This window comes from Duganella sp. LjRoot269, assembly GCF_964254095.1.
Classification (GTDB): domain Bacteria; phylum Pseudomonadota; class Gammaproteobacteria; order Burkholderiales; family Burkholderiaceae_D; genus Rugamonas; species Rugamonas hordei.
Genome location: NZ_CAXUSL020000001.1, coordinates 5,673,770 through 5,700,327, shown reverse-complemented (window position 1 = coordinate 5,700,327; position 26,558 = coordinate 5,673,770). Strand labels below are relative to the sequence as shown.

The 26,558-nt window shown below is 64.4% G+C and carries 24 protein-coding genes; 7 read left to right on the top strand and 17 right to left on the bottom strand.

The genetic code is table 11. From position 1 onward, the window contains the following. The 3 genes from ACSQ3S_RS25495 to ACSQ3S_RS25485 are packed head-to-tail and all read left to right on the top strand — an operon-like array spanning nucleotide 1 to nucleotide 6,444. Complete coding sequence (locus ACSQ3S_RS25495; RefSeq protein ID WP_436144165.1) at nucleotides 1-336, top strand: DUF2149 domain-containing protein; 336 nt, start codon at nucleotides 1-3, stop codon at nucleotides 334-336. Beyond that, nucleotides 323-4,399 (top strand): cobaltochelatase subunit CobN, encoded by a 4,077-nt coding sequence (locus tag ACSQ3S_RS25490; RefSeq protein WP_436144164.1) that lies wholly within the window; start codon nucleotides 323-325, stop codon nucleotides 4,397-4,399. Before ACSQ3S_RS25495 ends, ACSQ3S_RS25490 begins: the two co-directional genes overlap by 14 nt. Then, complete coding sequence (locus ACSQ3S_RS25485; RefSeq protein WP_436144163.1) at nucleotides 4,396-6,444, top strand: TonB-dependent receptor; 2,049 nt, start codon at nucleotides 4,396-4,398, stop codon at nucleotides 6,442-6,444. Before ACSQ3S_RS25490 ends, ACSQ3S_RS25485 begins: the two co-directional genes overlap by 4 nt. Here ACSQ3S_RS25485 and ACSQ3S_RS25480 read toward each other — a convergent pair. Further along, on the bottom strand, nucleotides 6,434-7,198 hold the full coding sequence (locus tag ACSQ3S_RS25480; protein WP_436144162.1) for a sulfite exporter TauE/SafE family protein: 765 nt from the start codon (nucleotides 7,196-7,198) through the stop codon (nucleotides 6,434-6,436). The two genes, ACSQ3S_RS25485 and ACSQ3S_RS25480, sit on opposite strands and share 11 nt — an antisense overlap. Before the next feature lie 97 nt (nucleotides 7,199-7,295). Here ACSQ3S_RS25480 and ACSQ3S_RS25475 point away from each other — a divergent pair, with 97 nt between their 5' ends. Continuing rightward, complete coding sequence (locus ACSQ3S_RS25475) at nucleotides 7,296-8,018, top strand: glutathione S-transferase (RefSeq protein WP_436144161.1); 723 nt, start codon at nucleotides 7,296-7,298, stop codon at nucleotides 8,016-8,018. Here ACSQ3S_RS25475 and ACSQ3S_RS25470 read toward each other — a convergent pair whose 3' ends face one another. Then, nucleotides 8,019-8,219, bottom strand: coding sequence for a heavy-metal-associated domain-containing protein (locus ACSQ3S_RS25470; protein WP_436144160.1), 201 nt, complete (start codon nucleotides 8,217-8,219; stop codon nucleotides 8,019-8,021). It lies immediately after the preceding gene. Between the two features lie 78 nt (nucleotides 8,220-8,297). On the opposite strand from ACSQ3S_RS25470, the gene ACSQ3S_RS25465 reads away from it, so the two are divergent. Further along, nucleotides 8,298-8,633, top strand: coding sequence for a type II toxin-antitoxin system HicB family antitoxin (locus ACSQ3S_RS25465; protein ID WP_436144159.1), 336 nt, complete (start codon nucleotides 8,298-8,300; stop codon nucleotides 8,631-8,633). Nucleotides 8,634-8,721: 88 nt separating this feature from the next. On the opposite strand, the gene ACSQ3S_RS25460 is transcribed toward ACSQ3S_RS25465, so the two are convergent. From ACSQ3S_RS25460 to ACSQ3S_RS25410, 11 genes are all read right to left on the bottom strand, one after another. After that, nucleotides 8,722-9,006 (bottom strand): type II toxin-antitoxin system HicB family antitoxin, encoded by a 285-nt coding sequence (locus ACSQ3S_RS25460; RefSeq protein ID WP_176652084.1) that lies wholly within the window; start codon nucleotides 9,004-9,006, stop codon nucleotides 8,722-8,724. A gap of 261 nt (nucleotides 9,007-9,267) precedes the next feature. After that, nucleotides 9,268-11,088, bottom strand: coding sequence for a PhoH family protein (locus ACSQ3S_RS25455; protein WP_353405332.1), 1,821 nt, complete (start codon nucleotides 11,086-11,088; stop codon nucleotides 9,268-9,270). A 282-nt stretch (nucleotides 11,089-11,370) separates the two neighbouring features. Beyond that, nucleotides 11,371-11,835 (bottom strand): peroxiredoxin, encoded by a 465-nt coding sequence (locus ACSQ3S_RS25450; RefSeq protein ID WP_413446261.1) that lies wholly within the window; start codon nucleotides 11,833-11,835, stop codon nucleotides 11,371-11,373. A gap of 21 nt (nucleotides 11,836-11,856) precedes the next feature. Then, nucleotides 11,857-12,801, bottom strand: a complete 945-nt coding sequence (locus tag ACSQ3S_RS25445) for a polysaccharide deacetylase family protein (protein WP_353405359.1) — start codon at nucleotides 12,799-12,801, stop codon at nucleotides 11,857-11,859. A 33-nt stretch (nucleotides 12,802-12,834) separates the two neighbouring features. Continuing rightward, a complete protein-coding gene (locus tag ACSQ3S_RS25440; protein ID WP_176652082.1) occupies nucleotides 12,835-13,887 on the bottom strand; it encodes a bifunctional UDP-4-keto-pentose/UDP-xylose synthase in 1,053 nt (350 codons plus the stop codon). Between the two features lie 24 nt (nucleotides 13,888-13,911). Next, the gene (locus ACSQ3S_RS25435; RefSeq protein ID WP_176652081.1) at nucleotides 13,912-14,853 is read right to left on the bottom strand and encodes a formyltransferase; all 942 of its coding nucleotides are present in this window, start codon (nucleotides 14,851-14,853) and stop codon (nucleotides 13,912-13,914) included. Beyond that, entirely contained in the window at nucleotides 14,846-15,841 is a 996-nt protein-coding gene (locus ACSQ3S_RS25430) for a glycosyltransferase (RefSeq protein WP_436145076.1), read from the bottom strand. Before ACSQ3S_RS25430 ends, ACSQ3S_RS25435 begins: the two co-directional genes overlap by 8 nt. Before the next feature lie 11 nt (nucleotides 15,842-15,852). Further along, nucleotides 15,853-16,992, bottom strand: a complete 1,140-nt coding sequence (locus ACSQ3S_RS25425) for a DegT/DnrJ/EryC1/StrS family aminotransferase (protein WP_436144158.1) — start codon at nucleotides 16,990-16,992, stop codon at nucleotides 15,853-15,855. A 64-nt stretch (nucleotides 16,993-17,056) separates the two neighbouring features. After that, nucleotides 17,057-17,428 (bottom strand): SMR family transporter, encoded by a 372-nt coding sequence (locus tag ACSQ3S_RS25420; protein WP_176652079.1) that lies wholly within the window; start codon nucleotides 17,426-17,428, stop codon nucleotides 17,057-17,059. A gap of 15 nt (nucleotides 17,429-17,443) precedes the next feature. Further along, complete coding sequence (locus tag ACSQ3S_RS25415; RefSeq protein ID WP_436144157.1) at nucleotides 17,444-19,105, bottom strand: glycosyltransferase family 39 protein; 1,662 nt, start codon at nucleotides 19,103-19,105, stop codon at nucleotides 17,444-17,446. Further along, nucleotides 19,105-19,497, bottom strand: a complete 393-nt coding sequence (locus ACSQ3S_RS25410) for an Mth938-like domain-containing protein (RefSeq protein WP_353405337.1) — start codon at nucleotides 19,495-19,497, stop codon at nucleotides 19,105-19,107. Before ACSQ3S_RS25410 ends, ACSQ3S_RS25415 begins: the two co-directional genes overlap by 1 nt. A gap of 185 nt (nucleotides 19,498-19,682) precedes the next feature. Between ACSQ3S_RS25410 and ACSQ3S_RS25405 the strand changes: the two genes are divergently transcribed. After that, the gene (locus ACSQ3S_RS25405) at nucleotides 19,683-20,915 is read left to right on the top strand and encodes a pyridoxal phosphate-dependent aminotransferase (RefSeq protein ID WP_436144156.1); all 1,233 of its coding nucleotides are present in this window, start codon (nucleotides 19,683-19,685) and stop codon (nucleotides 20,913-20,915) included. A 112-nt stretch (nucleotides 20,916-21,027) separates the two neighbouring features. Then, nucleotides 21,028-22,350, top strand: a complete 1,323-nt coding sequence (locus tag ACSQ3S_RS25400; RefSeq protein ID WP_353405340.1) for a homoserine dehydrogenase — start codon at nucleotides 21,028-21,030, stop codon at nucleotides 22,348-22,350. 123 nt (nucleotides 22,351-22,473) lie between these two features. Here the strand turns inward: ACSQ3S_RS25400 and ACSQ3S_RS25395 are convergent, their stop codons facing one another. From ACSQ3S_RS25395 to ACSQ3S_RS25380, 4 genes are all read right to left on the bottom strand, one after another. Then, nucleotides 22,474-22,800: a BON domain-containing protein gene (locus ACSQ3S_RS25395; protein ID WP_176652074.1), complete on the bottom strand. Its 327-nt coding sequence runs from the start codon at nucleotides 22,798-22,800 to the stop codon at nucleotides 22,474-22,476. Nucleotides 22,801-23,006: 206 nt separating this feature from the next. Continuing rightward, the gene (locus ACSQ3S_RS25390) at nucleotides 23,007-24,428 is read right to left on the bottom strand and encodes a sigma 54-interacting transcriptional regulator (protein ID WP_353405342.1); all 1,422 of its coding nucleotides are present in this window, start codon (nucleotides 24,426-24,428) and stop codon (nucleotides 23,007-23,009) included. After that, nucleotides 24,425-25,027, bottom strand: a complete 603-nt coding sequence (locus tag ACSQ3S_RS25385; RefSeq protein ID WP_436144155.1) for a hypothetical protein — start codon at nucleotides 25,025-25,027, stop codon at nucleotides 24,425-24,427. The genes ACSQ3S_RS25390 and ACSQ3S_RS25385 overlap by 4 nt, the downstream gene beginning before the upstream one ends. Beyond that, nucleotides 25,017-26,441 carry a sensor histidine kinase gene (locus ACSQ3S_RS25380; protein WP_176652071.1) on the bottom strand — a complete coding sequence of 475 codons (1,425 nt, stop codon included), beginning with the start codon at nucleotides 26,439-26,441 and terminating at the stop codon, nucleotides 25,017-25,019. The genes ACSQ3S_RS25385 and ACSQ3S_RS25380 overlap by 11 nt, the downstream gene beginning before the upstream one ends. Nucleotides 26,442-26,558: the final 117 nt, after the last annotated feature.

Below are 26,558 nucleotides of genomic sequence, written 5' to 3'. Positions count from 1 at the left end.
ATGCGCTATCTGAACCGCCACCGCTATAGCCGCATCGGCGAGCATAACGAGGATCCGCTGGCCGGCGTCGCCAACCTGTTCGACGCCAGCATCGTCTTCATCGTCGCCATGATGCTGGCACTGTTCTCGGCCTGGAACATGATGGACCTGCTGGATCCGAACTCCGAAGTCACCATCGCCAAGAAAAGCGCCGACGGCCACGTGGAAGTGCTGACCAAGAAGGGCGCCGAGATCAAGGTCAGCAAAGTCAGCGACAAGCCATTGTCCGGCTCCGGCAAACGCCTGGGCACCGCGTATCAACTGCAGGATGGGAAGGTTGTCTATGTACCGGAATAAGCTGTTTGCCAAATTCGGGGCGCTGGCCCTGTTGCTGATCTCCCTGTGCATAGGCGGCTACGTGCATTCCGCGCAGGCGCCGCGCACCTTGGCGCTGATGCTGGGCGATGTCGAGTCGCGGCCCGCCGTGCTGGCGGTACGCGGCCTGCAGTCGGAGTTGAAGGACCTGAACGTCGCCGTGCGCATCATCCCCGCCAACGGCATGACGCCGGCCGACCGCGCGGCCTTGACCGGCGCCGACGTGGTGGTCATCACCGCCAAGGGACGGCAGGCGATGACCGGCCTGAGCGCCGAACTGCTGGCGCTGCAAAAGGCGCGCCGCCCGGTGTTTGCCGTCGGCGGCGCCATCGACGACAGCCTGCGCGAGCAGGGCGTGCGCGACGACAAGACTATCCAGTCCTACCACAGCGAAGGCGGCGTGGAGAACATGGGCAACCTGCTGCGCTACATCCTGCGCAACCACTTCGGTTCGAAGGTGGCGGTGGCGCCGGTGCACGCGATGCCGGAGGTGGGCCTGTACGACGTTGCCGCCAATCGCACTTCGGACAGTTATGAGCAGTACTTGCGCGGTTACGCCAACTACAAGACCGGCGCGCCGTGGATCGCCGTGCCGTTCTACCGCGCCAGCCTGGTGGCGGGACAAACGCTGCCGCTGGCCGCCATCGTCGCGCGGCTGGAAGCGAGCGGCTACAACGTGCTGCCGGTGTTCGGCTATCCGTACGACGTGCCGCTGCGCTTCCTGCTGGATGAAAACGGCAAGAGCCGCGTCGACTTGATCGTCGCGCTGGGCATGAAGGTCGGTGGCACCGCCAATACCGGCGCACTGCTGGACAAGATCGGCGTCCCGGCGATCAACGCCATCACCTTGAGCCAGCAGTCGCTGGCGCAGTGGCGGGAATCGAAAATCGGCCTCGATATCATCGAGCGCACCTGGCAGCTGGCCGGCGCGGAGGTGGCGGGCCTGATCCAGCCGACCGTCGTCGCCAGCCGCGAACGCATCAGCGATGCACAGACCGGCCTGGCCTACGTCGAGGAGACGCCGATCCCCGAGCGCATCGAGCGCCTGAACGAGCGCGTCGCCGCCTGGATGGCCTTGCGCCAGAAAGCCAACGGCGACAAGCACATCGCCATGATCTACTTTAATTATCCGCATGGTTCCGAGACCATCGGCGCGGCCTATCTGAACGTGCTGCCGGAGAGCCTTTGGCAGATCGTCCAGCGACTGAAGCAGGAAGGCTACCAGACCGGCACGGCGCTGCCGTCGTCGCAAGACGAGCTGCAAGGCGAGATCCAGCAGTGGGGCAACTACCCCGGCAAATCCAGAGGCGACTACATGGCTGGCCTGACGCATCTGGCCGAAAGCGGCCAGGCGCTGCTGGTGCCGCTGGCCGATTATCAGCAGTGGTTCGCCACGCTGCCGCAACCGCTGCGCGCATCGATAGAAAAATCCTGGGGCAAGCCGGAGAACGCACCGGTCCTGTGGCGCAACGCCAAAGGCGAGCCGTTCTTCGTCTACCCGGCGCGCCGCTTCGGCAATGTGTTGATGGCGCCGCAGCCCGGCCGCGCGTGGGAGCAGAACCTGGAGAAGCTGCACAACGAAGTCAGCATGCCGCCGTCGCATGAATACATCGCGTTCTACCTGTGGCTGCAGAAGGGCTTCCGGGCCAACGCCGTCATGCACATCGGTACCCACGGTACGCAGGAATGGCTGACCGGTAAGGAGGCCGGCCTGTCCGATAGCGATCCGACCGAAGCGCTGATCGGCGCCATGCCCAACATCTATCCGTACGTGATGGATGACGTGGGCGAGGGCATACAGGCCAAGCGCCGCGGCATGGCCACCATCATCGACCACATGACGCCGCCGTTCGACGTGGCCGGGCTGAATCCCGACCTGCGCGAGCTGGGCGCCCTGCTGAACGACTATCGCGTGGCGGAGCAGAAAAGCCCGCTGCTGGCGCGCAGCCATCTGGTGGCGATCAACCGGCTGGCGGCCAGGAGTGGCGTGTTGAAGGACATGAAAAAAACCGAACTCAAAACCGAAGCCGACATGGAAGGGCTGGAGGAATACCTGGACGACACAGGCAGCAAGCTGACGCCGTTCGGCCTGCACACCTTCGGCGTAGCGCCGAACGCCGGGCAACGCAACGCCACCGCGCGCGCGGTGGTCAGCCTCGATACGACATCGACCGCCGAGCAAAAGACCAAACGCATCGCGCAGCTGGAAAGCGACATCGAGCGCAGCGCGGCTCTGGAGCTGGAGCGCCTGATGCAGGCGCTGTCCGGCCGCTACATTCCGACCGGCGCCAGCGCCGACCTGGTACGCAATCCCGATGCGCTGCCGACCGGCCGCAATTTCTTCGGCCTCGATCCGTCGCGCATCCCGAGCAAGACCACCTACGAAGCCGGGTACAAACTGGCGCAGCAGTTGGCCGAGGATTACCGCAAGCGCCACGGCGCCTGGCCGGACAAGTTGAGCATGAACCTGTGGGGCGTCGAAACGTCGCGCCATGAGGGCATCATGGAGGCGCAGGCGATGGCGCTGATGGGCGTACGGCCGACGTGGGACGAACGTGGCCGCGTCACCGGCGTGGAAGCGCTGAGCCGCAAGCAGTTGGGCCGTCCACGCGTGGACGTCACGCTGATCTCGTCCGGCCTGTTCCGCGACTTGTTCGGCAATCTGCTGACGTTGATGGACCAGGCGGCGCAGCTGGCGCAGCGGCAGGATGATGACGGCGACAATGTGATGCGGGAGCACAGCCTCAAGACGGTCGCCGCATTGCAGGCGCGCGGCATCTCCGCCGAGGAAGCGCAGCGCATGGCCTCGGTACGCATCTTCGGCTTGCCGAGCGGCGCCTACGGTACGCAGATCGAAAAGCTGATACCGCTGACCAACGCCTGGCAGAACGAGAAAGAAGTGGCGGACGTGTTCATCAACCGCATGAGTCATCCGTTCGGCGCCGGCTACTGGGGCGACGACAAGGCCGACCCGGGCCAGCGTCGCGAACTGTTCAAGCAGGCCATCAGCGGCAGCAAGATCGCGCTGCACAGCCGTTCCAGCAACCTGTTCGCGACGCTGGACAACGACGACTTCTTCCAGTACCTGGGCGGCACCGCGATGGCGATCCGCAGCGTCGACGGCAAGACGCCTGAAGTGATGGTCAGCGACCTGTCCAACCCCCGCAAGCCGGGCCACAAGACGCTGGAACAGTACATGGGCCAGGAAATGCAGGCGCGCTACCTGAATCCGCGCTGGGCCGACAGCATGCTGAAGGAAGGTTATTCCGGCGCGCGCTACATCAACCGTGTGGTCGACTATCTGTGGGCCTGGCAGGTCACCGTGCCGGAAGTGGTGGACGGTGGCAAATGGCAGCGCATGTACGACACCTACGTCGAGGACCGCCATGGCCTGAAGGTGCGCGAGCGCTTCGCCGGCAGCGGCAACCTGCGCGCCTTCCAGGCGATCACCGACCGCATGCTGAGCGCGATCGAGCGTGGCTACTGGAAGCCGAGCGACGCCGTGCGCGAAAAGCTCACGCAGCAGAATGCGCAGGCGATCAAGGATGCCGGCGTCTCCTGCAGCGCGGATTCGTGCAGCAAGGCGACGCTGAAGATCGCTCCGCAGTTCAGCGGCCAGTTCGTGCCCAACGTCGGCACCAACGCCGCCATCGCGCGCGGTGCCGCCGCTGCCGGCCGTGTTGGCGGCGCCGCGCCGTCCGCGCAGCCGCAAGCCGCGCCATCGGCGACGCAGCAGCAAACCGACGCCGCCATGCAGGCCGCGCTGGCGGATCTGAAGGAGCTGCAAGCCAAGGCGCAAGAACTGCCTCCGCCAACGGCGCAGCCGCAGCGCGCCAAATCCAGGCCGGCCGCCCCGGCGCCGCAGGCCAAGCCCGACGCGGTGGACGCCAAGGTCAACGGCTTTGAAATGCAGACGCTGGCCCACCTGACGCCGGTGCAGAAAACCGTCGGCACGCTGGCCCTGCTGGCGCTGGCCGCCGCGCTGATCGGTGTTGGCTATGTCGGCCGCCGGAACAAACTGAGTAAGCTGAAGGAGTATTTATGATCGGTTCATTGATGGTCGCACTGGCGGCGTATGCGGACGAAGACGGCATGCGTGCCGCCGCTGCGGCGGGCGTTGTGGAGGCGGTGGAAGTGCGCGGACACTACGACAACGGTGTCGGCACTTCCGGCGCCGCCAGCCAGGGCTCGGTGACGGCGGCGCTGATCGCCAACCGGCCGGCGCTGCGTCCCGGCGAACTGCTGGAGTTCGTGCCGGGTGTGATCGTCACGCAGCACAGCGGCGACGGCAAGGCCAACCAGTACTTCCTGCGCGGCTTCAACCTTGATCACGGCACCGACTTCGCCACCTTCATCGACGGCATGCCGGTCAACATGCGCACCCACGCGCACGGCCAAGGCTACACCGACCTGAATTTCCTGATGCCGGAACTGGTCGACCGCATCAACTACAAAAAGGGGCCGTACTATGCCGACGAAGGCGATTTCGCTTCCGCCGGCGCCGCCCACATGGGGCTGGCGAACAAGCTGAAAAACAGCTCCGCCAGCGTGACGGTCGGCGAACACCAGTACTACCGCGCCAACGCCACCGGCTCGGCGCCGCTGGGCGACGGCAACCTGGTGTACGGCGCGGAGCTGGGACACAACAACGGACCCTGGGCCAGTCCCGAGGCGTTCCACAAAAGCCTGGGCGTGCTGCGCTACAGCCAGGGCGGCAGCGACAACCAGTTCAGCGTGACCGGCATGTTTTACAAGGGCGGCTGGTACGCCAGCAACCAGATTCCGCTGCGCGCGGTGCAGAGCGGAACACTCAGTCCATACGGCGCGGTCGATACCAGCGATGGCGGCATCACCTCGCGCTACAGCTTGTCCGCCACGCTGCGCCGGCGCAGCAGCGACACGCTGTTGCAGGCCAATGTCTACCTGGTGCAATCGAGCCTGGACCTGTACAACGACTTCACCTACTTCCTCGACGATCCCGTCAACGGCGACCAGTCGCGCCAGACCGAGAAGCGCCGCATGGCGGGCTTCGACGTGGCGCAGACCTGGTACACGCGCTGGGCCGGGCTGGAGGTGAACAACAAGGTGGGCCTGCAGGGACGCTACGACTACCTGTCGCCGCTGGCGTTGTACAAGACCGTCAACCGGCAGATCGCCGGCGCCGTCACGCTGTCGAAGGTGAAGGAGGCCAATGTATCGGCCTATGTGGAGAACACCGTGCAGTGGCGCGAATGGCTGCGCACCACGGCCGGATTGCGCTACGACCGTTATCGCTTCGATGTCGCCAGCAACATCGCCGAGAACAGCGGCAAGGTCAGCGACGGCATGACGTCGCCGAAGATTTCGGTGGTGCTGGGGCCGTGGGCGAAGACGGAATTCTTCGTCAACTACGGCGAAGGCTTCCACAGCAACGACGCGCGCGGCACCACCGTGCACTTGACACCGAAGGAGCTGGAGCCTGTCGATCCGGTCACGCCGCTGGTCAAGACGCGCGGCGCGGAGCTGGGCGTGCGCACGGAGTTCATCCCCGGCCTGCAAAGCTCGATGGCCTTGTGGAAGCTGCGCTCGGCGTCCGAGCTGGTGTTCTCCGGCGACGCCGGCGACACGGCCGCCAGCCGCGGCAGCTACCGCTCGGGCATCGAATGGAACAACCACTACATCGCGCGTCCGTGGCTGCTGTTCGACCTGGACCTGGCCTATTCGCGTGCGCACTATACCGAGCATGACGAAGCGGGCGACTACATCCCCGGCGCCATTGGCAAGGTGGCTTCGTTCGGCGCCACCATCACCGATATCGGCCCGTGGTCCGGCGCCTTCCAGATGCGCTACTTCGGACCGCGTCCGCTGATCGAGGATAACAGCCAGCGTTCGGCGACGACGGCGATTGCGTATGCGAGGGTGGGATACAGGATAGGCCGGCGCTGGGCCGTGTCGCTGGACGCCTTCAACCTGTTCGACCGCAAGGCCAGCGATGTGGACTACTACTATGCGTCGCGGCTGCCGGGCGAGCCGGCCGAAGGCGTCGACGACATCCACTACCATCCGGTGGAACCGCGCACCTTCCGCCTGACGCTGAAGGCTACGTTCTAGCGAACATCCAGATGGTCAGCACGGCGCCGACCAGCACCACGAAGCCGCGCATCATTTTTTCCGGCAGGCGGTGGATCAGCCAGCCGCCGCACAAGCCGCCGACGATGCCGCCGGCGCACAGCGCAACGGCGGCGGGCCAGCTGATCAGGCGCGAGGTGGCGAAGATCAGCGTGGCCGCCGCGTTCATCGCCATCGCCAGCACGTTCTTGGTGGCGGTGGCGGCGCGCACCTGCTGGCCGGCGATGGTCAGCGCGGCCAGCATCAGGAAGCCGATGCCGCCGCCGAAGTAGCCGCCGTAGATGGCGATGCAGGTCTGCACCAGGATCAGCGTCCAGCGCGGTATGCTGCTGGCCGCGTGCAGCGGCTTCTTGCGGAAGCTGCCCCACGCGAACACCGACGTGGCGAACAGCACTAGCCATGGCACCAGCCGCGCGAAGAACGAGGGCGGGGTATTGAGCAGCAGGATGGCGCCGAAGATGCCGCCGATGCCGCTGATGATCAGCATCTGGCGGAAGGTCAGCGGCCCGACGTCGTCGACCAGCTTGCGGCCGGCATAGGCGGACGTGGTCTGGCTGGGGAACAGCGCGATGGTCGAGGTCATGTTGGCGGCCAGCGGATTGAGGCCGGCCAGCAGCAGGGCGGGGAAAGTAATGAAGGAACCGCCTCCCGCCAGCGCGTTCTGGACACCTGCGAGGAAACCGGCGGCGGCGACCATCAGGACGATATGCATCTCAAGCGGGGGAACTGGTGACATGACTGGACAGGCGTAAACGGGGTAACCATGGATTATAACCGGGCAGCGCATATCGTTCCGGGCGCTGCCCCGTCGTTGTCGGTGCTACCATCTTGGCATGACGACACCATACCAACTTTATTATTGGGACGGCCTGCAGGGCCGCGGCGAGTTCGTGCGGCTGGCGCTGGAAGAGGCGGCGGTACCGTATGTCGATGTGGCGCGACAGAAGAAGGGCATGCCGGCGCTGCTGGCCAGCCTCGATGGCAGCCAGGTCGATCATCCGTCGTTCGCGCCGCCGGTGCTGCGCGCGGGCGAGTTGCTGATCGGGCAGACCGCCACCATCCTGATGTTCCTCGGCACCCGCCATGGCCTGGCGCCGCGCGCGGAAGAGGGACGCTTGTGGGCCAGCCAGCTGCAGCTGACCATCGCCGACATTGTCGCCGAGGTGCACGACACGCATCATCCCATCTCCACCAGCAAATACTACGAAGAGCAGAAGAAGGAAGCGAAGGCGCGCGCCAAGTGCTTCCGCGAGGAGCGGATACCGAAGTTCCTTGATTATTTCGAGGGCGTGGTGGTGCGCAATCCTGGACGGGGCGGTTATGCGATCGGTTCGCGGCTGACCTATGTGGACCTGTCGCTGTTCCAGTTGATCGAGGGGCTGCGCTATGCCTTCCCGAAGGCGATGGCAAGGCTGGAGCCTTCGTATCCGGCGTTGATCGCGTTGCGCGACAAGGTGGCGCTGCGGCCCAATATCGCCGCCTATGTCGCGTCGAAGCGGCGGATACCGTTCAACGAAGACGGCATCTTCCGCCACTATCCCGAGCTGGATAAATAATCAGGCCGCGCTGGTGACCGGATAGCCGGCATCGGCGATAGCCGATTTGAGCGGAGCCAACGCGCTGGCGCTGGCGATCCTGACGGTCTTGCTGGCCAGGTCGATATCGACCTTGGCCGCCGCATCGACCGCCTGCACCGCCTTGGTCACCGCCCCCACGCAGTGCCCGCAGCTCATGTTTTCCACTTGTAGCTGATACATCGCCTTGCCCCCTGAACAGTTTCGATGATCATACTGTAGCCCTTCCAACCATGGGAAGGTCAAGCGACAAGGAAATTTGTGTTCCTCACCCAAAAAAGATTTGTCTATCGGCGTAAGCAAGGCTATCTTGAAGCAGGCGAACTTGAAATGAAGGTCACTATGCTCTATCCGATTTATGTCTGGAAGGACGAGCGTAGCGCTTACGGCGCTGCGTTCCCTGACCTGCCCGGCGTCTTCACAGCCGCCGACGATCTGGATGATCTTCCCGCAATGGCGCAGGAGGCTGTCGCGCTCATGTTTGAGGGATCCGACAAACCGCTGCCCCCTCCAACAGCCATCGAGTGCTGGCAGGACAGCGAACGTTACCAAGGCGGGTTTTGGCTGCAGATCGAAGTCGGTCTCCCGGCAAGGTAAAAAATCTGCCGGCAAGGCGAAATGGTGGCCCGCTACGGCATGATCAACGTACCGGAGTCGGCGCTGCGGCGCCATCCGCAAGAGCCGCTCAATTCTCCGGCGGATCGTCCAGCTTGGCCAGGTCGAGGCTGACCAGCGCCCAGATGCCGCCGGCGTAGTCCGGCTCGCGCGACAGGTATTCCACTTCCGACGGCTTGATCTCGAAGGCCTTGCCTTGCTCGACCAGTTGGCCGACATGGCCGTAGATGGCCTTGGTGGCGTTGCTCATGGCCTTGTCCACGGTTTCGCCGCTGCACACGCAGCCCGGAATGTCCGGGACCGTGACGCCGTACTTGCTGCCGCCGTGCTTCTGGATCAGGATAGGGATGTCCATGGTCGTACCTCGGCTGTGGCGTAAAAAACGGGCGAAAATCAATGACTTGGGATGTCTAGTGTCATACAGCTTGCTGCCGGTTTCAAGCACTTTCGTGGCTGACTTCGTCTGTATTGTGCACTGCATTAAATCGTTGACATCACTAATTGTCTGCATTGCCACGAAATAAATGCTCCATTGCATCTTAAATGTATTCGAAGACAAAAAAGAAGCCCCGCCGGCATTGCTGCGGGCGGGGCTAACAGGTACGGTTTTATTCTACTACAGGACGTCGCTTGCGTGGTCTGCCAGACGCGAGCGTTCGCCGCGCGCCAACGTCACGTGGCCGCTGTGCGACCAGCCCTTGAAGCGGTCCACCACATAGGTCAGACCGCTCGACCCTTCGGTCAGGTAAGGCGTGTCGATCTGCGCGATGTTACCCAGGCACAGGATCTTGGTGCCTGGACCGGCGCGGGTGACCAGGGTCTTGACCTGTTTCGGCGTCAAGTTCTGCGCTTCGTCGATGATCAGGAACTTGTTGACGAAGGTGCGGCCGCGCATGAAGTTGAGCGACTTGATCTTGATGCGCGAACGGATCAGGTCCTGCGTCGCCGCGCGGCCCCACTCGCCGCCGTCCGAATCGGACTTGTTGAGCACTTCGAGGTTGTCGTCGAAGGCGCCCATCCATGGCGACATCTTCTCTTCCTCGGTACCCGGCAGGAAGCCAATGTCTTCACCGACGGGCACCGTCACGCGGGTGACGATGATTTCGTTGTAGAGCTTGGTTTCCAGCACTTGCGCCAGGCCGGCGGCCAGGGCCAGCAGGGTCTTGCCGGTACCGGCCTGGCCCAGCAGGGTGACGAAGTCGCACTCCGGATTCATCAGCAAGTTCAAGGCGAAGTTCTGCTCGCGGTTGCGGGCGGTGACACCCCACACATTGTTCTTGTTGTGGCTGAAGTCGCGCAGGGTCTGCAGCACGGCGGTCTTGCCGTTGATCTGCTTGACCTGGCCGTAGAACGGCGCTTCGCCATTCTTCGGCTCCAGGAAGATGAACTGGTTGACCAGCAGCGAAGGCACGAACGGGCCGGTGACGCGGTAGAACGTGGCGCTCTGGCCGTTCTTGTTTTCCTGCCAGCTCTCCAGATCCTTGCCGTGCTTGGTCCAGAAGTCGTCCGGCAGCTGGACGATGCCCGAGTACAGCAGGTCGGTGTCTTCCAGCACGTGGTCGTTGAAGTAGTCCTCGGCCGGCAGGCCCAGCGCGCGCGCCTTGATGCGCATGTTGATGTCCTTCGACACCAGCACCACGGGACGGCCTTCCTGTTCCGCTTCCAGCGAACGGACCACGGACAGGATCTGGTTGTCGGCCTTGCCGACCGGCAGGCCCACCGGCAGGTCGGCCGTTTGCAGGCGCGTCTGGAAGTACAGACGGCCCTTGGCGTCCTTGTTGCCCAGCTTGGACAGCGGGATGCCGTTTTCGATGGCGTCGTCGTCGGTGTTGGAAACCAGCGCGTCCAAAGTGCGCGACACCTGGCGGGCATTGCGCGCCACCTCGGTCATGCCCTTCTTGTGGTTGTCCAGCTCTTCCAGCGTCATCATCGGCAGGTAGACGTCGTGCTCCTCGAAGCGGAACAGCGACGATGGATCGTGCATCAGCACGTTGGTGTCCAGCACGAACAGCTTGGTGGTGCCGGTCTGGTCGGCGTGGCGGCTGGTCGACGACTTGATCGACACTTCATGCGGCTTGTGCTTGGCTGGATGCGGCGCCTCGGCGTTGATCGGCGTGACCTTGCTGCGCGCGGCCGGTGCGGATTTTGCCTTGGTGGCAGGAGCCGCGGCTGGAGCGATGCCGGCGGCGGCGTTCTTCAATACTTCCGGCGCAGCCTTCAGCACGGCGGCGACGGTTTTCGACTTGGTTGTGGTTTTCGGGGGAACTGCTTTGGTCTTCGCTACAGGCACTGCTTTGACAGGCGCCGCTTTCTTCGGCGCGGGCGCAACCTCAGCCACCGCTACTATGGCGGGAACCGGGCGCGGCCCTGTCGCTTTTGGATAATCTTTGGCCAGAAGTAAAGTCGCTGGCTTACTAGGTAATTTTGGCAGTGGCATCAGGATCTCATTCAAAAAAAATCTGGAGGAATCCGCCCATAGGGCGAGAGCGCGCAGTGCGCGCGCGAGCGAACACAGCGAACTCTTGACCGGATGGGGTGGATGCTGGGTAAAACAGGTTATAAGACTGCCGACGGGCTCTCATCTCGCCCGGAGAAAGTACCGCGTGGTGGCCGGTTGGCCACCATGTAGGGTGGGAAGGATTACAGTGATGACTCAAGGGCTGTTACGCATGGTTCTGCTACGGTTAAGCAACTCTGGAAGCTGCAACGCGCACAACAACTAAGCCTGACGCGCTACAAATTCCAGCACTTCATCGACGTGACCCGCTACCTTCACGCCTCTCCATTCTTTCACTAATTGACCATTAGCGTCAATCACAAACGTACTACGCTCGATGCCGCGCACCGTCTTGCCGTACATTTGCTTCATCTTCATCACGCCGAACTGCTGGCACAGCGCTTCGTCCGGATCGGAAATCAGTTCGAAAGGCAGGCCCAGCTTGGCCTTGAAGCTTTCGTGCGAGCGCAGCGAATCGCGGCTGACGCCGTAGATTTCCGTGCCGGCTGCCTGGAATTGCTGGTACAGGTCGCGGAAAGCCATGTTTTCGGTGGTGCAGCCGGGCGTATTGTCCTTCGGGTAGAAGAACAGCACGGTGTGGCGCGCCGGCCGGCCGGACAGCTGGAAGGTCAGGCCGCTGGTCATTGCAGCGGAAAAGTCGCTCACTACGTTTTGGCTATCAGCCACAGGCTTTCTCCTGAACGGTATTTAAGAACGGGCGGCGCCTTGTACGATCAGCTGCCCCGAGCGGCCGGGCAGTTCGCCCCAGGTGATCGGGATGACCGGCACGGTCGAGTGCTGGATCTTCTGATAGTAGTCGGCCATGGACGCCAGTTGGTAACCCTGCGCCTGCCACCCAGCCAATAACTGCTCGAATATGGGGGCGAGTTTCTGGCCTTCAAGCTCAGCATGCAAAGTATAAACGTGGTCGCGCGCCGCGCCTTCGGTCAGCTTCAGCAGGAAGGCCGCGATGTTGCCGGTCGAGACCATGGTGCCGTCGATGTCGCGGCCCAGCAACTCGTCCAGGGTCGGCAGCGTGGTCGGCAGCTGGATGTGGGCCAGCACCTTGCCGCCGTCGGACAGGCGGTGGGGGCCGTCGGCCGGATTGGCCAGGCTGCCGTTGTCGTTGAGCACGCAGCGGCCGTCGGAGGCGTAGCCGTAGCCGGCCGTGTCATGCTCGGCGAAGGCGGCGTTGTTCATCTGCCAGCCGGCCGCGCCGTGGGTGCGCGGCGCCGTGCCGAACACCTGCGTGAAACGGGCGGCGGCCTTGCGCATCATGCTGGTGGACCATTTGCCGTCGCGCTTGGCGACATTGTCCTGCCACAGCACGTGGTCCCAGGTGTGGATGCCGCATTCGAAGCCGGCGTCGCGCACCGCGCGCATCTCGGCGGCGCAATCCTTGCCGATGTCCGGGCCCGGCAGCAGGGTGCCGTACATCAGCGTCTTGAAGCCGTAGTGTTCGACCACGGAAGTGCGCGAGACCTTGCTGAAGAACCCGGGACGCAGCGCGCGGCGCAGCGCCCAGCCGGTGTGGTCCGGCCCCAGCGAAAACAGGAAAGTGGCGCCGGCGTTGTGCGCCTTCAGCATGCGCACCAGGTTAGGTACGCCTTCACGGGTGCCGCGATAGGTGTCGACGTCGATCTTCAACACCATCAGCGGTTTGCTGTTCAAAGTCTCGGTCAAATCTCAGTCCATCAGTTTTTGTGCTTCGGCTACCTGGCTGCGGTAGGCGTCGAAGATTTTCTTCAGGGCGTCGGCCATGGTGGTGGTCGGCTTCCAGTTCAGCTCTTCGCAGGTGTTGGTGATCTTCGGCACGCGGTTCTGCACGTCCTGGTAGCCCGAGCCGTAGTAGGCGCCGGACGTCGTTTCAACGATCTTGACCTGCTTGGCGCCGGTGGCGTACTCCGGATATTCCTCGGCCAGCTTCAGCATCATGCCGGCCAGTTCGCGGATCGAGTAGTTGTTGACCGGGTTGCCGATGTTGTAGATCTTGCCGCTGGCGGCGCCGTCCTTGTTGTCGATGATCTTCATCAGCGCGTCGATGCCGTCGTCGATGTCGGTGAACGCGCGTTTCTGCGCGCCGCCGTCGACCAGCGAGATGTTCTCGCCGCGGACGATGTGGCCGAAGAACTGCGTCACCACGCGCGACGAGCCTTCTTTCGGCGTATGGATGGAATCGAGGCCGGCGCCGATCCAGTTGAACGGACGGAACAGCGTGAAGTTCAGGCCTTCCATGCCGTAGCCCCAGATCACGCGGTCCATCAACTGCTTGGCGTTGGAGTAGATCCAGCGCGGCTTGTTGATCGGGCCGCAGATCAGTTCCGAGTTCTCCGGATCGAACTCTTCGTCGTGGCACATGCCGTACACTTCCGAGGTCGACGGGAACACCAGGTGCTTGCCGTACTTGGCGGCCGAGCGGACGATGGGCAGGTTGGCCTCGAAGTCCAGTTCGAACACGCGCAGCGGCGCCTTGACATAGGTCGACGGCGTGGCGATGGCGACCAGCGGCAGGATCACGTCGCACTTCTTGACGTGGTACTCGACCCATTCCTTGTTGATGGTGATGTCGCCTTCGAAGAAGTGCATGCGCGACTTGTAGGCCTCGTTTTCCAGCACGTCGGTGATGCGGTCGGTGCTCATGTCCATGCCGTAGACATGCCAGTCGGTCGTTTCCAGGATGCGCTTGGACAGGTGGTGGCCGATAAAGCCGTTGACGCCGAGGATGAGGACTTTTTTCATGTGAGTTTACCCAGGTAATGTTCGTTATCCGCCGGCGGCCAGCGCGGCCAGGCGGGATTGCAACTGCTCGGCCGTTACGGGTTCCCCGTCGGCCGTCAAGGCGGAAATCGTCAGCATGCGGCCATCGCCGCACACGCCAAAGATGCAATTATCCACTACTGTCAAGCCCGGTGGCAAACTTAGCGATACAACATTGCCGAAATTGCCAGACAATCGGGCGCGCTGGATGACGTAGCGTACACCCCCCAGATCGGTGAAGGCGCCCGGGTAGGGCGGGGCGACGGCGCGGTGCAGGTTGTAGACGTCCTGCGCCGGCAGCAGCCAGTTGATGCGGCCGTCCTCGGGCTTGCGGCCGCCGAAATAGCCGCCCTTGCTGAGGTCGTTCTTGAGGCGCGGCGCGGTGCCGGCCAGCAGCGACGGCAGCACCCGCCACAGCGCCTGCTCGGCCGCCACGGTGACCTTGCCGAACACTTCGAACGCGGTGTCGTCGGGCAGGATGGGCACTTCCATCTGCGAGACGATGGCGCCGGCGTCCGGCTTGACGGTCATCTCATGCAGCGTGGCGCCGGTGACGGTGGCGCCGTGCAGCACCGCCCAGTTGACCGGCGCGCGGCCGCGGAATTCCGGCAGCAGCGAGCCGTGCATATTGAAGGCCGGCGCCACCGCCAGCAGTTCGGCCGGCAGCATGTTGCGGTAGTAGAAGCTGAACATCAGGTCCGGCTTGGCGGCCTGGACCTGCTCCAGCAGCTCCGGCGATTTGGCGTCGGCCGGCGTGATGTAGGGGATGCCCTCGGCCTGGCACAGCGAAATCACCGATTCGAACCAGATGTTTTCGCTGGCGCTGTCCTCGTGGGTGACCACCAGCGCGACGTCGACGCCGCCGGCCAGCAATACCTTCAGGCAGCGCACGCCGACATTGTGATAGCCGAAGACGACGGCACGCGGTCGGTGGTCGAGATCACTCATGGCTGCGGCCCACGGTGCGTTTCTCCACGCCGGCCGGCACGTCGAGCGCCTGGCCGGGTTTCTGTTCCAGGATGGTCTGCACCACGTAGCGCGGACGGGCGCGCACCTGCTGGAAGATGCGGCCGATGTATTCGCCCAGCAAACCGATGCCGAACAGGATAGTGCCCATGAAGAAGAAGGCGATCGCGAACAGCGTGAACAGGCCTTCCGCCTCCGCGCCCAGGAACAGGCGGCGCACCAGCAGCACCAGCACCAGCAGGCCGGAGGCGATCGACAGCAGCATGCCGAACATCGAGAAGAACTGCAGCGGCACCAGCGAGAAGCCGGTGACCAGGTCGAAATTCAGGCGGATCAGGCTGTACAAGGAGTACTTCGATTCGCCGGCGGCGCGCTCCTCGTGCTCGACGATGATCTCGGTCGGCTTGCGCGAGAAGCGGTAGGCCAGCGCCGGCACGAAGGTGTTGACCTCGCCGCACTGGTTGACCAGGTCGATCACGTTGCGGCCGTAGGCGCGCAGCATATTGCCCTGGTCGGTGATCTTGATGTTGGTGATCTTTTCGCGCACGCGGTTCATGGCCTTGGACGCATAGGTGCGCCACGCCGAATCCTGGCGCTTGCGGCGGATCGAACCGACGTAGTCGTAGCCTTCGCGCATCTTGGCCACCAGGTTGCCGATTTCCTCCGGCGGGTTCTGCAGGTCGGCGTCCAGCGTGATCATGATGTCGCCGCGCGACGCTTCGAAGCCGGCCAGGATGGCCATGTGCTGGCCGTAGTTGCCGTTGAACAGCACCACGCGGGTGACGTCGGGCCGCTGGCGGAACTGCTCGGCCAGGATGGATACCGAGTTGTCGCGGCTGCCGTCGTTGACGAACACGATTTCATAGCTGGCGCCGAGCTTGTCGAGCGCCGGGTACAGGCGGTCGAACAGGGCCTGCAGGCCGGCCTGCTCGTTGTAGATGGGAATGACGACGGAGATTTCAGGCTTCATCAGGGACACGCTCATTTGATCAGGATCGCTTTCACGGCGGCGACCGCGCGATCGACGTCGGCGGTGGTCATGGCGTAGAACATCGGCAAGGTCACGGTCAGGCGGCCGATCTTTTCCGACACGGGGAACATGCCCTCCTTGAAGCCGCGCTCGCGGTACATGGTGAACAAATGGATCGGCGCGTAGTGGTAGCCGGTGCCGATGTTGTAGCGCTCCTGCATCGCGCGCATGAAGTCGGCGCGGGTGGCCGGGCCGTTATCGGGCAGCACGATCTGGAACAGGTGGTAGTTGCTGGTGTCAAAGGCCTGCAGCGGCAGCTGGGCGCCGGACTGCGCCTCGAACTCCGGACCGAAGGCCTCGTAGTAGCGGCGCGCCAGGTTGCGGCGGTGGGCGGTGATGTTGTCGATGTTGGCGAACTGGCCCAGGCCGATGGCGGCCATGATGTCGCTCATGTTGTACTTGCCGCCAAGGACATCGACGTCGATGCCGTCGACGCCGCTGCGCGTCACGCCCTGCAGGCGGTATTTCTCCGCCAGCCTGGCTTCTTCCATATTGTTGAGCACCAGCGCGCCGCCTTCGCCGGTGGTGATGTTCTTGTTGGCCTGGAAGCTGAACGAGACGAAGTCGCCGAAGGAGCCGATGCGCTTGCCGTTCCACTCGGAACCGAAGGCTTGCGCCGCGTCTTCGATGACGCGCAGATTGTGTTCCTTGGCGATGGCGTACAGGCGGTCCATGTCGACCGGCAGGCCGGACAGGTAGACCGGGATGATGGCCTTGGTGCGGGGCGTGATCGCCGCTTCAACCAGGTCCAGGTCGATGTTGCGGGTGAGCGGGTCGATGTCGGCAAACACCGGCGTGGCGCCCACTTCGATGATGACGTTGGCGGTGGCGACCCACGAGATCGACGTGGTGATCACTTCGTCGCCGGCGCCGATGCCGGCGATGCGCAGCGCGATTTCCATGGTGCAGGTGCCGGAATTGAAGGTGCGCACCGGACGGCCGCCGAAATACTCGGACATCTGGGCTTCGAAGGCCTGGACTTTCGGGCCGCTGGTGATCCAGCCGGAACGCAGCACGTCGCTGACGGCGGCGATGGTCGCCTCATCTATCGTTGGTTTCGAGAAGGGCAAAAAGGGCAGGGCGGAGGTCATTGGGTATTTCGCTCTCTCATACTGATTAGGGTTTTGGCTTATGGCCGCAATTCTAAATTGTTCGTCAGGTCCGCGCCAGCCAGGCGACCCCGACCAGGATGACGCCGATCGCCAGCAGGCGCTGCAGCGACAGCGCCTCGCCGAACAAGTACCAGGCGCCGATGGCGGTGACCACGTAGCCCAGCGACAGCATCGGATAGGCGATCGACACGTCGACGCGCGACAGCGCGATGATCCACAGCACCACCGACAGCACGTAGCAGGTCAGCCCGCCGATGATGGGCAGCTGGGTGGCGACCTTGAGGCCGACCGAAAACAGGTTGTCCAGCGTCAGGTGGATCTCGCCGACGTTCCTGGCGCCGGCCTTGAGCAGCAGCTGGGCCACGGCGTTGAGCAGCACGCCGAAGACGATGAAGCCGAAAGTTGCAATATTCATGACATTCTTTATCAATTACAGGTTGGCCACGATCACGCGGCGGGTGTCTTCCGCCACCACGCGCATGGCCAGGCCTTGTTCCTTCAGCTCGGCGTATTTCTCGTTGCTGATGATGGCCAGCGCCTTCACGCCTTGCTGCGTATGCTCCTTCCAGCGCTCGACGAATTCCTCCACCGTCGGGATCGACAGCTCCGGCTGCTGGCGCAGGCCGAAGGTGAATTCATCCCAGTAGTCGACCAGCACCACGGTGCGGCGCAGGTAGAAGGTCATCGATTGTTCGTAGGTGGCGACCGAATACACCCGGGTGTCCGGCTTGAGTTCGGGCAGCATCTTTTGCGCGATGGCTTTGCCGGCGCGCATTTTGCCATAAGGCTCGAAGCCGGTCAGGATCAGCTGGGTGGACAGGAAGCCGGCCACGGCCATGGTGAGCACCGTCAGGTCGCGGCGCAGGTGGCGCGCATGCAGCAGCGCCAGCGCGCCGCCGGCGGCGGCAATGATGCCGGCCGTCAGCACCCACGGCTGGTAGGCTTCCAGCAGGACCGTCTCGTCGCGGTGGCGCACCGCCATGTGCACCATCTGCGGCACGGCGGCCAGGCCGGCCACGCCGATCAGCACCAGCAGGCCGGCGGCGACCATGCGGCTGCGGCGCGAGGCGCTTTCCAGGTAGACCGCTATCAGCATCGCCAGCGCCGGGAAGATCGGCAGGATGTAGCCGGGCAGCTTGGAGCTGGAATAGCTAAAGAAGAAGAAAATGAACACGGCCCAGATCAGCAGCAGCAGCTTGGGCTGGAACACGGCGCTGCGCTCGCGCTGCAGCGCGCCCCACAGCGCCTGGGGCAGCACGCCCAGCCACGGCACGATGCCCGGGATCAGCATCACGAAGAAGTAGTACCAGGCGCCTTCGCGGTGGTGGGTCTTCAGGAAGAAGCGTTCCCAGTGCTCGTGCACGAAGAAGAAGTAGGGTTGCTCGGGATTCTTCAGCGCCACCAGCACGAACCACGGCGTGGCGATGGCGAAGAACAGCAGCAGGCCCTTGCCCAGGTGCAGCCGGGTCCAGATCGCCAGGTCGCGCGACAAGGCCGAGTACAGCACCAGCACCGCGCCCGGCAGCACCAGGCCGATCAGGCCCTTGGCCAGCACCGCCAGCGCCATGCCGGCCCAGCAGACCAGCATCCAGTTGCGGCGCTCGACCTCGGTGGCGCGGTCGCGCTGGGCCACCAGCAGCGCGCACAGGGCGATGGTCATCATGCCCGACAGGCTCATGTCCAGCGAATCGATCTGGCCGGAGGCCACCCAGAACAGGCTGGAGCCGAGCGCCAGCGCGGCGTAGAAGCCGGCGCGGGGGCCAAACGCGCGCCGCGCGGCATAGCCGGTCAGCAGCACGCCGCCCAGGCCGCACAGGCCGGTCCACAGGCGCGCCTGCCATTCGCCCAGGCCGAACACGGCAAACGAGGCCGCGTTCATCCAGGTCTGCAGTGGCGGTTTTTCAAAGTACTTGATGCCGTTCAGGCGGGTGGTGATCCAGTCTCCGGTGCTGAACATTTCGCGCGCCATTTCGGCGTAGCGGCCCTCGTCGGGCGGCACCAGCGTGCGCACGCCAAGCACATACAGCCAGACGATGACAAAGGCCGCCAGCAGCGACCAGACGAATTTTTTATTGTTATAGAGATCGTTCATCAGGCGGTTTTGGCCTCGTCGGGATTGATGATCAGGGCCAGCGTGACCTTGCGGCCCTCGCCCATCAGGATGTTGTAGGTGCGGCAGGCCGCCTGGCTGTCCATGCATTCGACGCCGATGCGGCGCATCGTCAGCGCGGCCGTCAGGCGCGGATGGATGAAGCGCTGCCTGGCGCCGGTGCCGAGGATGACGACGTCCGGGCTGTCGGCGCCGATGATGTCGAAATGCTCTGCGGTAATAGATTCGAAGGTCGGGGCATCCCAGGCGCGTGGCGGGCTTTCCGGCAGCACGATCAGGCTGTAGTTGTAGCGCTCGGCGTTGATTTCGACGCCGGTTTCATCGTAGCCGGTGACGGTCTGGTATTTTTGAGTATCGCTTGCGTGGAGCTTCATGACGGAATAGCGGTTTTAGTCGGCAAAAGAAGCGTCATTGTAGCGTTTTTCCGGGGTGATCCAGCCTGAAAGGTTGATTAAATGGGAGGCTTTCGGCAGAATGGATCTTTTCGCATTGCAGCAAAGGCCGCCATCGCGTTTTTGGCAGGTCAGAGCAATTTGCTTCACCTAGACAGGATTTTATTTTGCGACCGATTCAAAAATCGAACAAACTGGCCGAAGTCTGCTACGAGATCCGCGGTCCGGTGCCGGAAAAAGCCCGGCAAATGGAGGAGGAAGGCCATAAGATCACAAAGTTGAATATTGGCAACTTGGCCGTGTTCGGCTTCGATCCGCCGGATGAAATCGTCCAGGACATGAAGATCAACCTGCCCAACGCGGCCGGCTACACCGATTCCAAGGGCATGTTCGCGCCGCGCAAGGCGGTGGTGCATTACACGCAGGGCAAGAATATCCCCGGCGTCGGCATCGAGGACGTGTACCTGGGCAATGGCGCCTCGGAGCTGATCGTCATGTCGATGAACGCGCTGCTCAACACCGGCGACGAGGTGCTGGTGCCGGCGCCCGACTATCCGCTGTGGACCGCCGCCGTGTCGCTGTCGGGCGGCACGCCGGTGCACTACATCTGCGACGAGCAGCAGGAGTGGTACCCGGACATCGAGGACATGCGCCGCAAGATCAACTCCAACACGCGCGCCATCGTCGTCATCAACCCCAACAATCCGACCGGCGCGCTGTATCCGGTCGAGCTGCTGCTGCAGATCATCGAACTGGCGCGCCAGCACGAGCTGATCATCTACGCCGACGAGATCTACGACAAGGTGCTGTACGACGGCGCCGAGCACGTGTCGATCGCCTCGCTGGCCGACGACGTGCTGTTCGTCACCTTCAACGGCCTGTCGAAGAACTACCGCGCCTGCGGCTACCGTTCCGGCTGGATGGTGGTGTCGGGCGAGAAATCCCATGCGAAAGACTATATCGAGGGCCTCAACATGCTGGCCTCGATGCGCTTGTGCGCCAACGCACCGGGCCAGTTTGCGATCCAGACTGCGCTCGGCGGCTACCAGTCGATCCACGACCTGGTGGGGCCGGGCGGGCGCCTGTTGAAGCAACGCGACCTGGCCTACCAGCTGTTGACCGATATCCCGGGCGTCACCTGCGTCAAGCCGAAAGCGGCGCTGTACATGTTCCCGCGTCTCGATCCGAAGATCTACCCGATCGCGGACGACCAGCAGTTCGCCTACGAGCTGCTGGCCGAAACGAAAGTGCTGATCGTCCAGGGCAGCGGCTTCAACTGGATCGCCCCGGACCACTTCCGCGTGGTGTTCCTGCCGAACTCGGACGACATGACGGAAGCCTTTGGCCGCATCGCCAAGTTCATGGAAGGCTACCGCAAGCGCCACGGCGCCAGCTTTTAACAACCGCGTCATTCCCGCGGAAGCGGGAATCCATAGGCCGCGTCCAGCCCGGCTCAGCATGGATTCCCGCCTGCGCGGGAATGACGAGGCTCAAACTATAGAAACGGTTTATATGAAATCCATCAAAGTAGGCTTGTTAGGCGTCGGCAATGTCGGCGGCGGTACGTTCGATGTGCTCGCGCGCAACCAGGAAGAAATCCGCCGCCGCGCCGGCCGCGGCATCGAAGTGGTGGCCGTCTCGGCCCGCAACCTGGAACGCGCCAAGGCGCGCACCGGCGGCAAGGTCAAGGTCGTCGCCAGCCCGTTCGACATCGTCAACGATCCCGAGATCGACATCGTCGTCGAGCTGATCGGCGGCTACGACGAAGCCAAGGCGCTGGTGCTGCAGGCCATCGCCAACGGCAAGCACGTGGTCACCGCCAACAAGGCGCTGCTGGCCGTGCACGGCAACGAGATCTTCGCCGCGGCCCAGGCCAAGGGCGTGATGGTGGCGTTCGAGGCGGCCGTGGCCGGCGGCATCCCCATCATCAAGGCGCTGCGCGAAGGCCTGACCGCCAACCGCATCGAATGGCTGGCCGGCATCATCAACGGCACCACCAACTTCATCCTGTCCGAGATGCGCGACAAGGGCCTGGACTTCGCCACCGTGCTCAAGCAGGCGCAGGAACTGGGCTACGCCGAAGCCGACCCGACCTTCGACATCGAAGGCGTGGACGCGGCGCACAAGGCCACCATCATGTCGGCCATCGCCTTCGGCATTCCGGTGCAATTCGACAAGGCGCACGTCGAGGGCATCTCCAAGCTCAACGCGATCGACATCCGCTACGCCGAGCAGCTGGGCTACCGCATCAAGCTGCTGGGCATCGCCAAGCGCGCCAAGGTCAACGGCACAGAGGGCGTGGAGCTGCGCGTGCATCCGACGCTGATCCCGGCCAAGCGCCTGATCGCCAACGTCGAAGGCGCGATGAACGCGGTGCTGGTGCATGGCGACGCCGTCGGCGCCACGCTGTACTACGGCAAGGGCGCCGGCGCCGAGCCGACCGCATCGGCGGTGATCGCCGACCTGGTCGATATCACCCGCCTGGCCACGGCCGATCCGGAACACCGCGTGCCGCACCTGGCGTTCCAGCCCAACGAGATGACCGACATCGAGATCCTGCCGATGTCGGAGATCACCACCAGCTACTACCTGCGCATGAACGTCAGCGACCAGCCGGGCGTGCTGGCCGACCTGACCCGCATCCTGGCCGACGCCACGATCTCGATCGACGCCATGCTGCAGAAGGAGCCGGCCGAGGGCGAGACCCGCACCGACATCATCTTCCTGACCCACCAGACGCAGGAAAAGAACGTCACCGCCGCCATCGCCAAGATGGAAGGCTTGCCGACCGTATGCGGCAGCGTGACCAAGATCCGCCTGGAAAACCTGAGCTAAGCCCCTGAGCCAAGCCGGACGAAAAAAGGCCGGGCAGCGTCTACGTACGCTGTCCGGCAAAGGGTCCTACTCCTATTAACTCGGTGCTGCCGCCGCGGCATCGCTGCCGCGGCTGTCCTGCGATTACTTCGAAGCGACCGTCAGTTCGCTTTTCACTTCTTTCACGCCTGGCACTGCCGAGGCGACCTGGATCGCCTTGGTGCCGACATCGGTGCTGGCTACCGAGCCGCTCAGCACAACCACGCCGTCGGTGGTGGTCACGCCGATTTGTTTTTGATCAGCCAGGGAAGCCTTGATTTTGCTGGTGATGGCGTCGTCGTTGGTGGCGGCGCCGGTCTTGGCTGCGCCAGCCATGGCGGCGTCGGTCTGGGCGAAGGCGGTGCCGGTGGCGGCAGCGGCGGTCAGGGTGGCGGCAACCATCAGGCGGGCGATCAGTTTGGTAGTCATCATGATTTGCTTCCTTTTTCAAGTTAGGGTGAAACGTCAGTGACGTTACCCTATCCTCAGCAAACCCCGTGCCAGCTCTGATATTCCCTTTTAATTCAATGGCTTAAGTGTGATTTTCCTGCTGGAAAGCGGGTTGGCATGGCATTTCAGGCCATATTGCCGCGATTTTGTCGGGGTTTGGCGACAAGCTCCGGCCGCCAATTGCCAAGTTATTGATTTTTAAGGGGTTCTTCCTGTCGCTCGGCGGCGACAAGGCTGGAATCGCTGCGAAACAGGCTGGCATCCAGGTCGTATTTCTGCAGCAGGCGGTAGAATTCCGTGCGGTTGCGCTCTGCCAGGCGGGCGGCGTCGGCGACGTTGCCGTCGGTCAGTTTCAGCAGCTGGACCAGGTAGTTGCGCTCGAAGCGCTGCTTGGCCTCGGTATAGCTGAGCACCTCCAGCGACGGCACCCGCAAGGCCCGCTGCACCAGCGACAGCGGCACCAGCGGCGCCGTGGCCAGCGCGCACACGTGTTCGATCACGTTGTACAGCTGGCGCACGTTGCCGGGCCAGGCGGCCGTGGTCAGCGCCTCCAGCGCGCCGGGCGCGTAGCCGCGCACCGTCTTGCCGTACTTGGCGGCCAGCGTCAGCAGGAACTGGGTCGCCATCGGCGCGATGTCCTCGCGCCGCTGCGACAGCGGCGGCAGGGTCAGCGTGATGACGTTGAGGCGGTAGTACAAGTCCTCGCGGAACTGGCCTTCGAGCATGGCGGCGTCCAGGTCGCGGTGGGTGGCCGACAGGATGCGCACGTCGACCGGCCGCGCGACGTCCGAGCCCAGCTGGCGCACCACGCGCTCCTGCAGCACCCGCAGCAGCTTGACTTGCAGCAGCAGCGGCATGTCGCCGATCTCGTCGAGGAACAGCGTGCCGCCGTCGGCCGCCTGCAGCAGGCCTTCGCGGGCGGCCACGGCGCCGGTGTAGGCGCCCTTGACGTGGCCGAACAGCTCGGACTCCAGCAGCGGCTCCGGTATCGCGCCGCAATTGACGGCGATGAACGGCGCCTTGCTGCGGCGGCTGGCGCGGTGGATGGCGTTGGCCAGCAGCTCCTTGCCGGTGCCGCTTTCGCCGCGGATCAGGATGCTGGCGTCGGAGGCGGCCACCAGCCGCGCCTCGGCCAACAATTCGTCCATCACCTGGCTGCGACTGATGAGTCCGGCGCGCCAGGCGTGGTCGCCGCTGGCCGCGCCGGGATCGGGGGCGGACAGGCTCAGCGCCTGCGCCACGCGCTCCAGCAGCAGCTTGGCGTCGAACGGCTTGGTCAGGTAGGCGTAGGCGCCCAGCGTGGTCGCCTCCACCGCGTCGGGGATGGTGCCGTGGGCGGTCAGCAGGATCACCGGCAGCGCCGGCCAGGTGCTGCGGATTTCCTGGAACAGCGACATGCCGTCGCGGTCCGGCAGGCGGATGTCGCTGATGACCAGACGAGGCAGCTCGATGGCCATGCGCGCCAGCGCCGCCTCGGCGCTGCCGACCGCCGTGACGCGGTAGCCGTTGGCGCCCAGCCGCATCGACAGCAGGCGTAGCAGGTCGGCGTCGTCGTCGACCAGCAGCAGGTGGGCGCCCTGGCTGGCGGCAGGAGCTTGCGCGGCGCTCATTTGATCACCGCCTGCGGGCCGGGCGCCGGCCGCGCCGGCAGCGTGCGTTCGATGGTCTTCAGGCCTTCCAGCATGTCGTTCAGCTGTTCGATGCGGCGCTGGCTGTCCTTTTGCTGGACCAGCAGCTTGTCGGCATGGTCGGCCAGCCGGCGCGTTTCCGCGCAGTTGCTGGACAGCAGTTGGGCCAGCGCCTTGAACGGCGCCGATTCGGTGTCGGTGGCGGTGGCCACGCTGTCGAGCAGCGCCTGCGCGCGGGCCAGGTCGCCGCTGCCGCGCGTCAGCATCAGCACCATGCCCATCTGCACCGCCACGCGCGGGCTGCGTTGCTGCAAGCCCAGTCCGCTCAGCTCCTTCAGCATGTCGCCCTGGCTCATCTTGCGCAGTTGCTGGTGGTAGCTGAGCAGCGGCCCGACTTCGTCCGGCGGCGCCAGCGGCGCCACTTCCTGCACCGGTGGTGGCGGCGGCAGGTTGACTTCCATCTGCGGCGGCGGCGCCGGCATCGGCGAATTCAGGCTGCAGCCGGCCAGCGACAGGCTGAGCAGCAACAGGATCAGCAGCAGCGGGGGCCGCAACGCGGCGCGAGGACTATCATATTTCATAGGGCAATTCGATTCTGAAATGCGCGCCGCGTTCGGCGGGCAGCAGTTGCAAGGCGCCGCCGTGGGCGGCGACGTATTCGTGGACGATGGACAGGCCGATGCCGTTGCCGCGGCGCGCGCCCGGCGGCTGGCGCTGTCCCTGGTAAAACGGTTCGAAGATGCGCGCCGCGTCGTCCGGCGCCACGCCCGGCCCCTGGTCGACGCAATCGAGCAGCAGCCTGCCGTGCCGCTCGCCGAGGCGGAAGGAGATCAGTCCGCCTTGCGGGCTGAAGCGCACCGCGTTCGACAGCAGGTTGCCGATCGCCACGCCGAGCTTGTCGGCATCGACGGCGATGGCGCGCGCCTTGCCTTCGGTGCTGACGGTCAGGCCGCCGGCCTGCCACTGCAGCCGCTGCGCGGCGATCGCCTGCTGCAGCAAGGCCGCCATGTCGGCCGGATGGCGCTGCAGGTGGTGGGCGTCGAAGGTGGCCGCGTTGTAACGCAGCAGCGCTTCGATCTGCGACTGCAGCGCCGCCGTGTTCTGGTTCAAGATGCCGGCGATCTCGCGCTGGTTGGGCGACAGCGCGCCGGCCACGCCATCCTCCAGCAGGGCCACCCCCTCGCGCAGCGCGGCCAGCGGCGTCTTCAGCTCGTGCGAGATGTGGCGCAGGAAGCGCGCCTTGTCCGCCTCCAGGTCGGCCAGCCGCTGGCGCAGCCAGTTCAGTTGCTGACCGACGCGCTGCAGGTCGCTGGGGCCGCGCACCTCGATCGCGTGGTCGAAGCGGTTTTCGCCGAGCAGGTCGATCGCCGTTTCGATTTGCGCCAGCGGGCGCGACAGCCACAGGCCGAAGCCGCCGGCCAGCAGCGCCGCCAGCACGATGGACCCCAGCACCTGCGCCTTGAGCACGGCGCGCCGCTGGTCCAGCTCGCCCAGCAGTTCGCTGTTGCGGCGCTCGACTTCCTGCTTGACCTCGTCGGCCAGCCGGGCGTTCACCGTGGGCAGCGGCGCCAGCACTTTTTCCAGCGCCTGCTGGCGCGCGGACGAGCGCGGTCGCGCCGGCGCCTGCAACAAGTCCCAGGCCTGCTCGCCGGAACGGCGCCACAGGTCGAAGGTGGCGGCCGGCGTGTAGGGCAGGGACGCCGCCACCGCGTCCAGCGCGGCGCGCGCCTCGCGCCAGGCGTCGGCGTAGCGCTTGCGGAAGGCCGGGTCGTCCAGCACCAGGAACTGGCGCGCGCTGCGCGTCATCGCCACGCTGCGTTCGGCCAGCTGCTGCGTGTTTTCGGTCAGCGCCAGCGCATGGCGGCCGCTGTCGCGGCTGTGCGCGGCAAGCCGGTCCAGCGTCCACAGGGCATGCAGGGAAGCCGCGCTCAGCAGCACCGCGATCAGCAGGAAGACGCCCAGCAGCAATTGGCGAAACGAGAGTTTCGAGAGCATCGTCGTTGAATAGTATCTATATTGGCTGAATGATATGGCGAAAGCGCCCCTACAGCCTGTTCGATTGGTGGCGTTGCAGTTCCGCACAGCAGCGGAATTTTCTGTTGCGCATGGCAA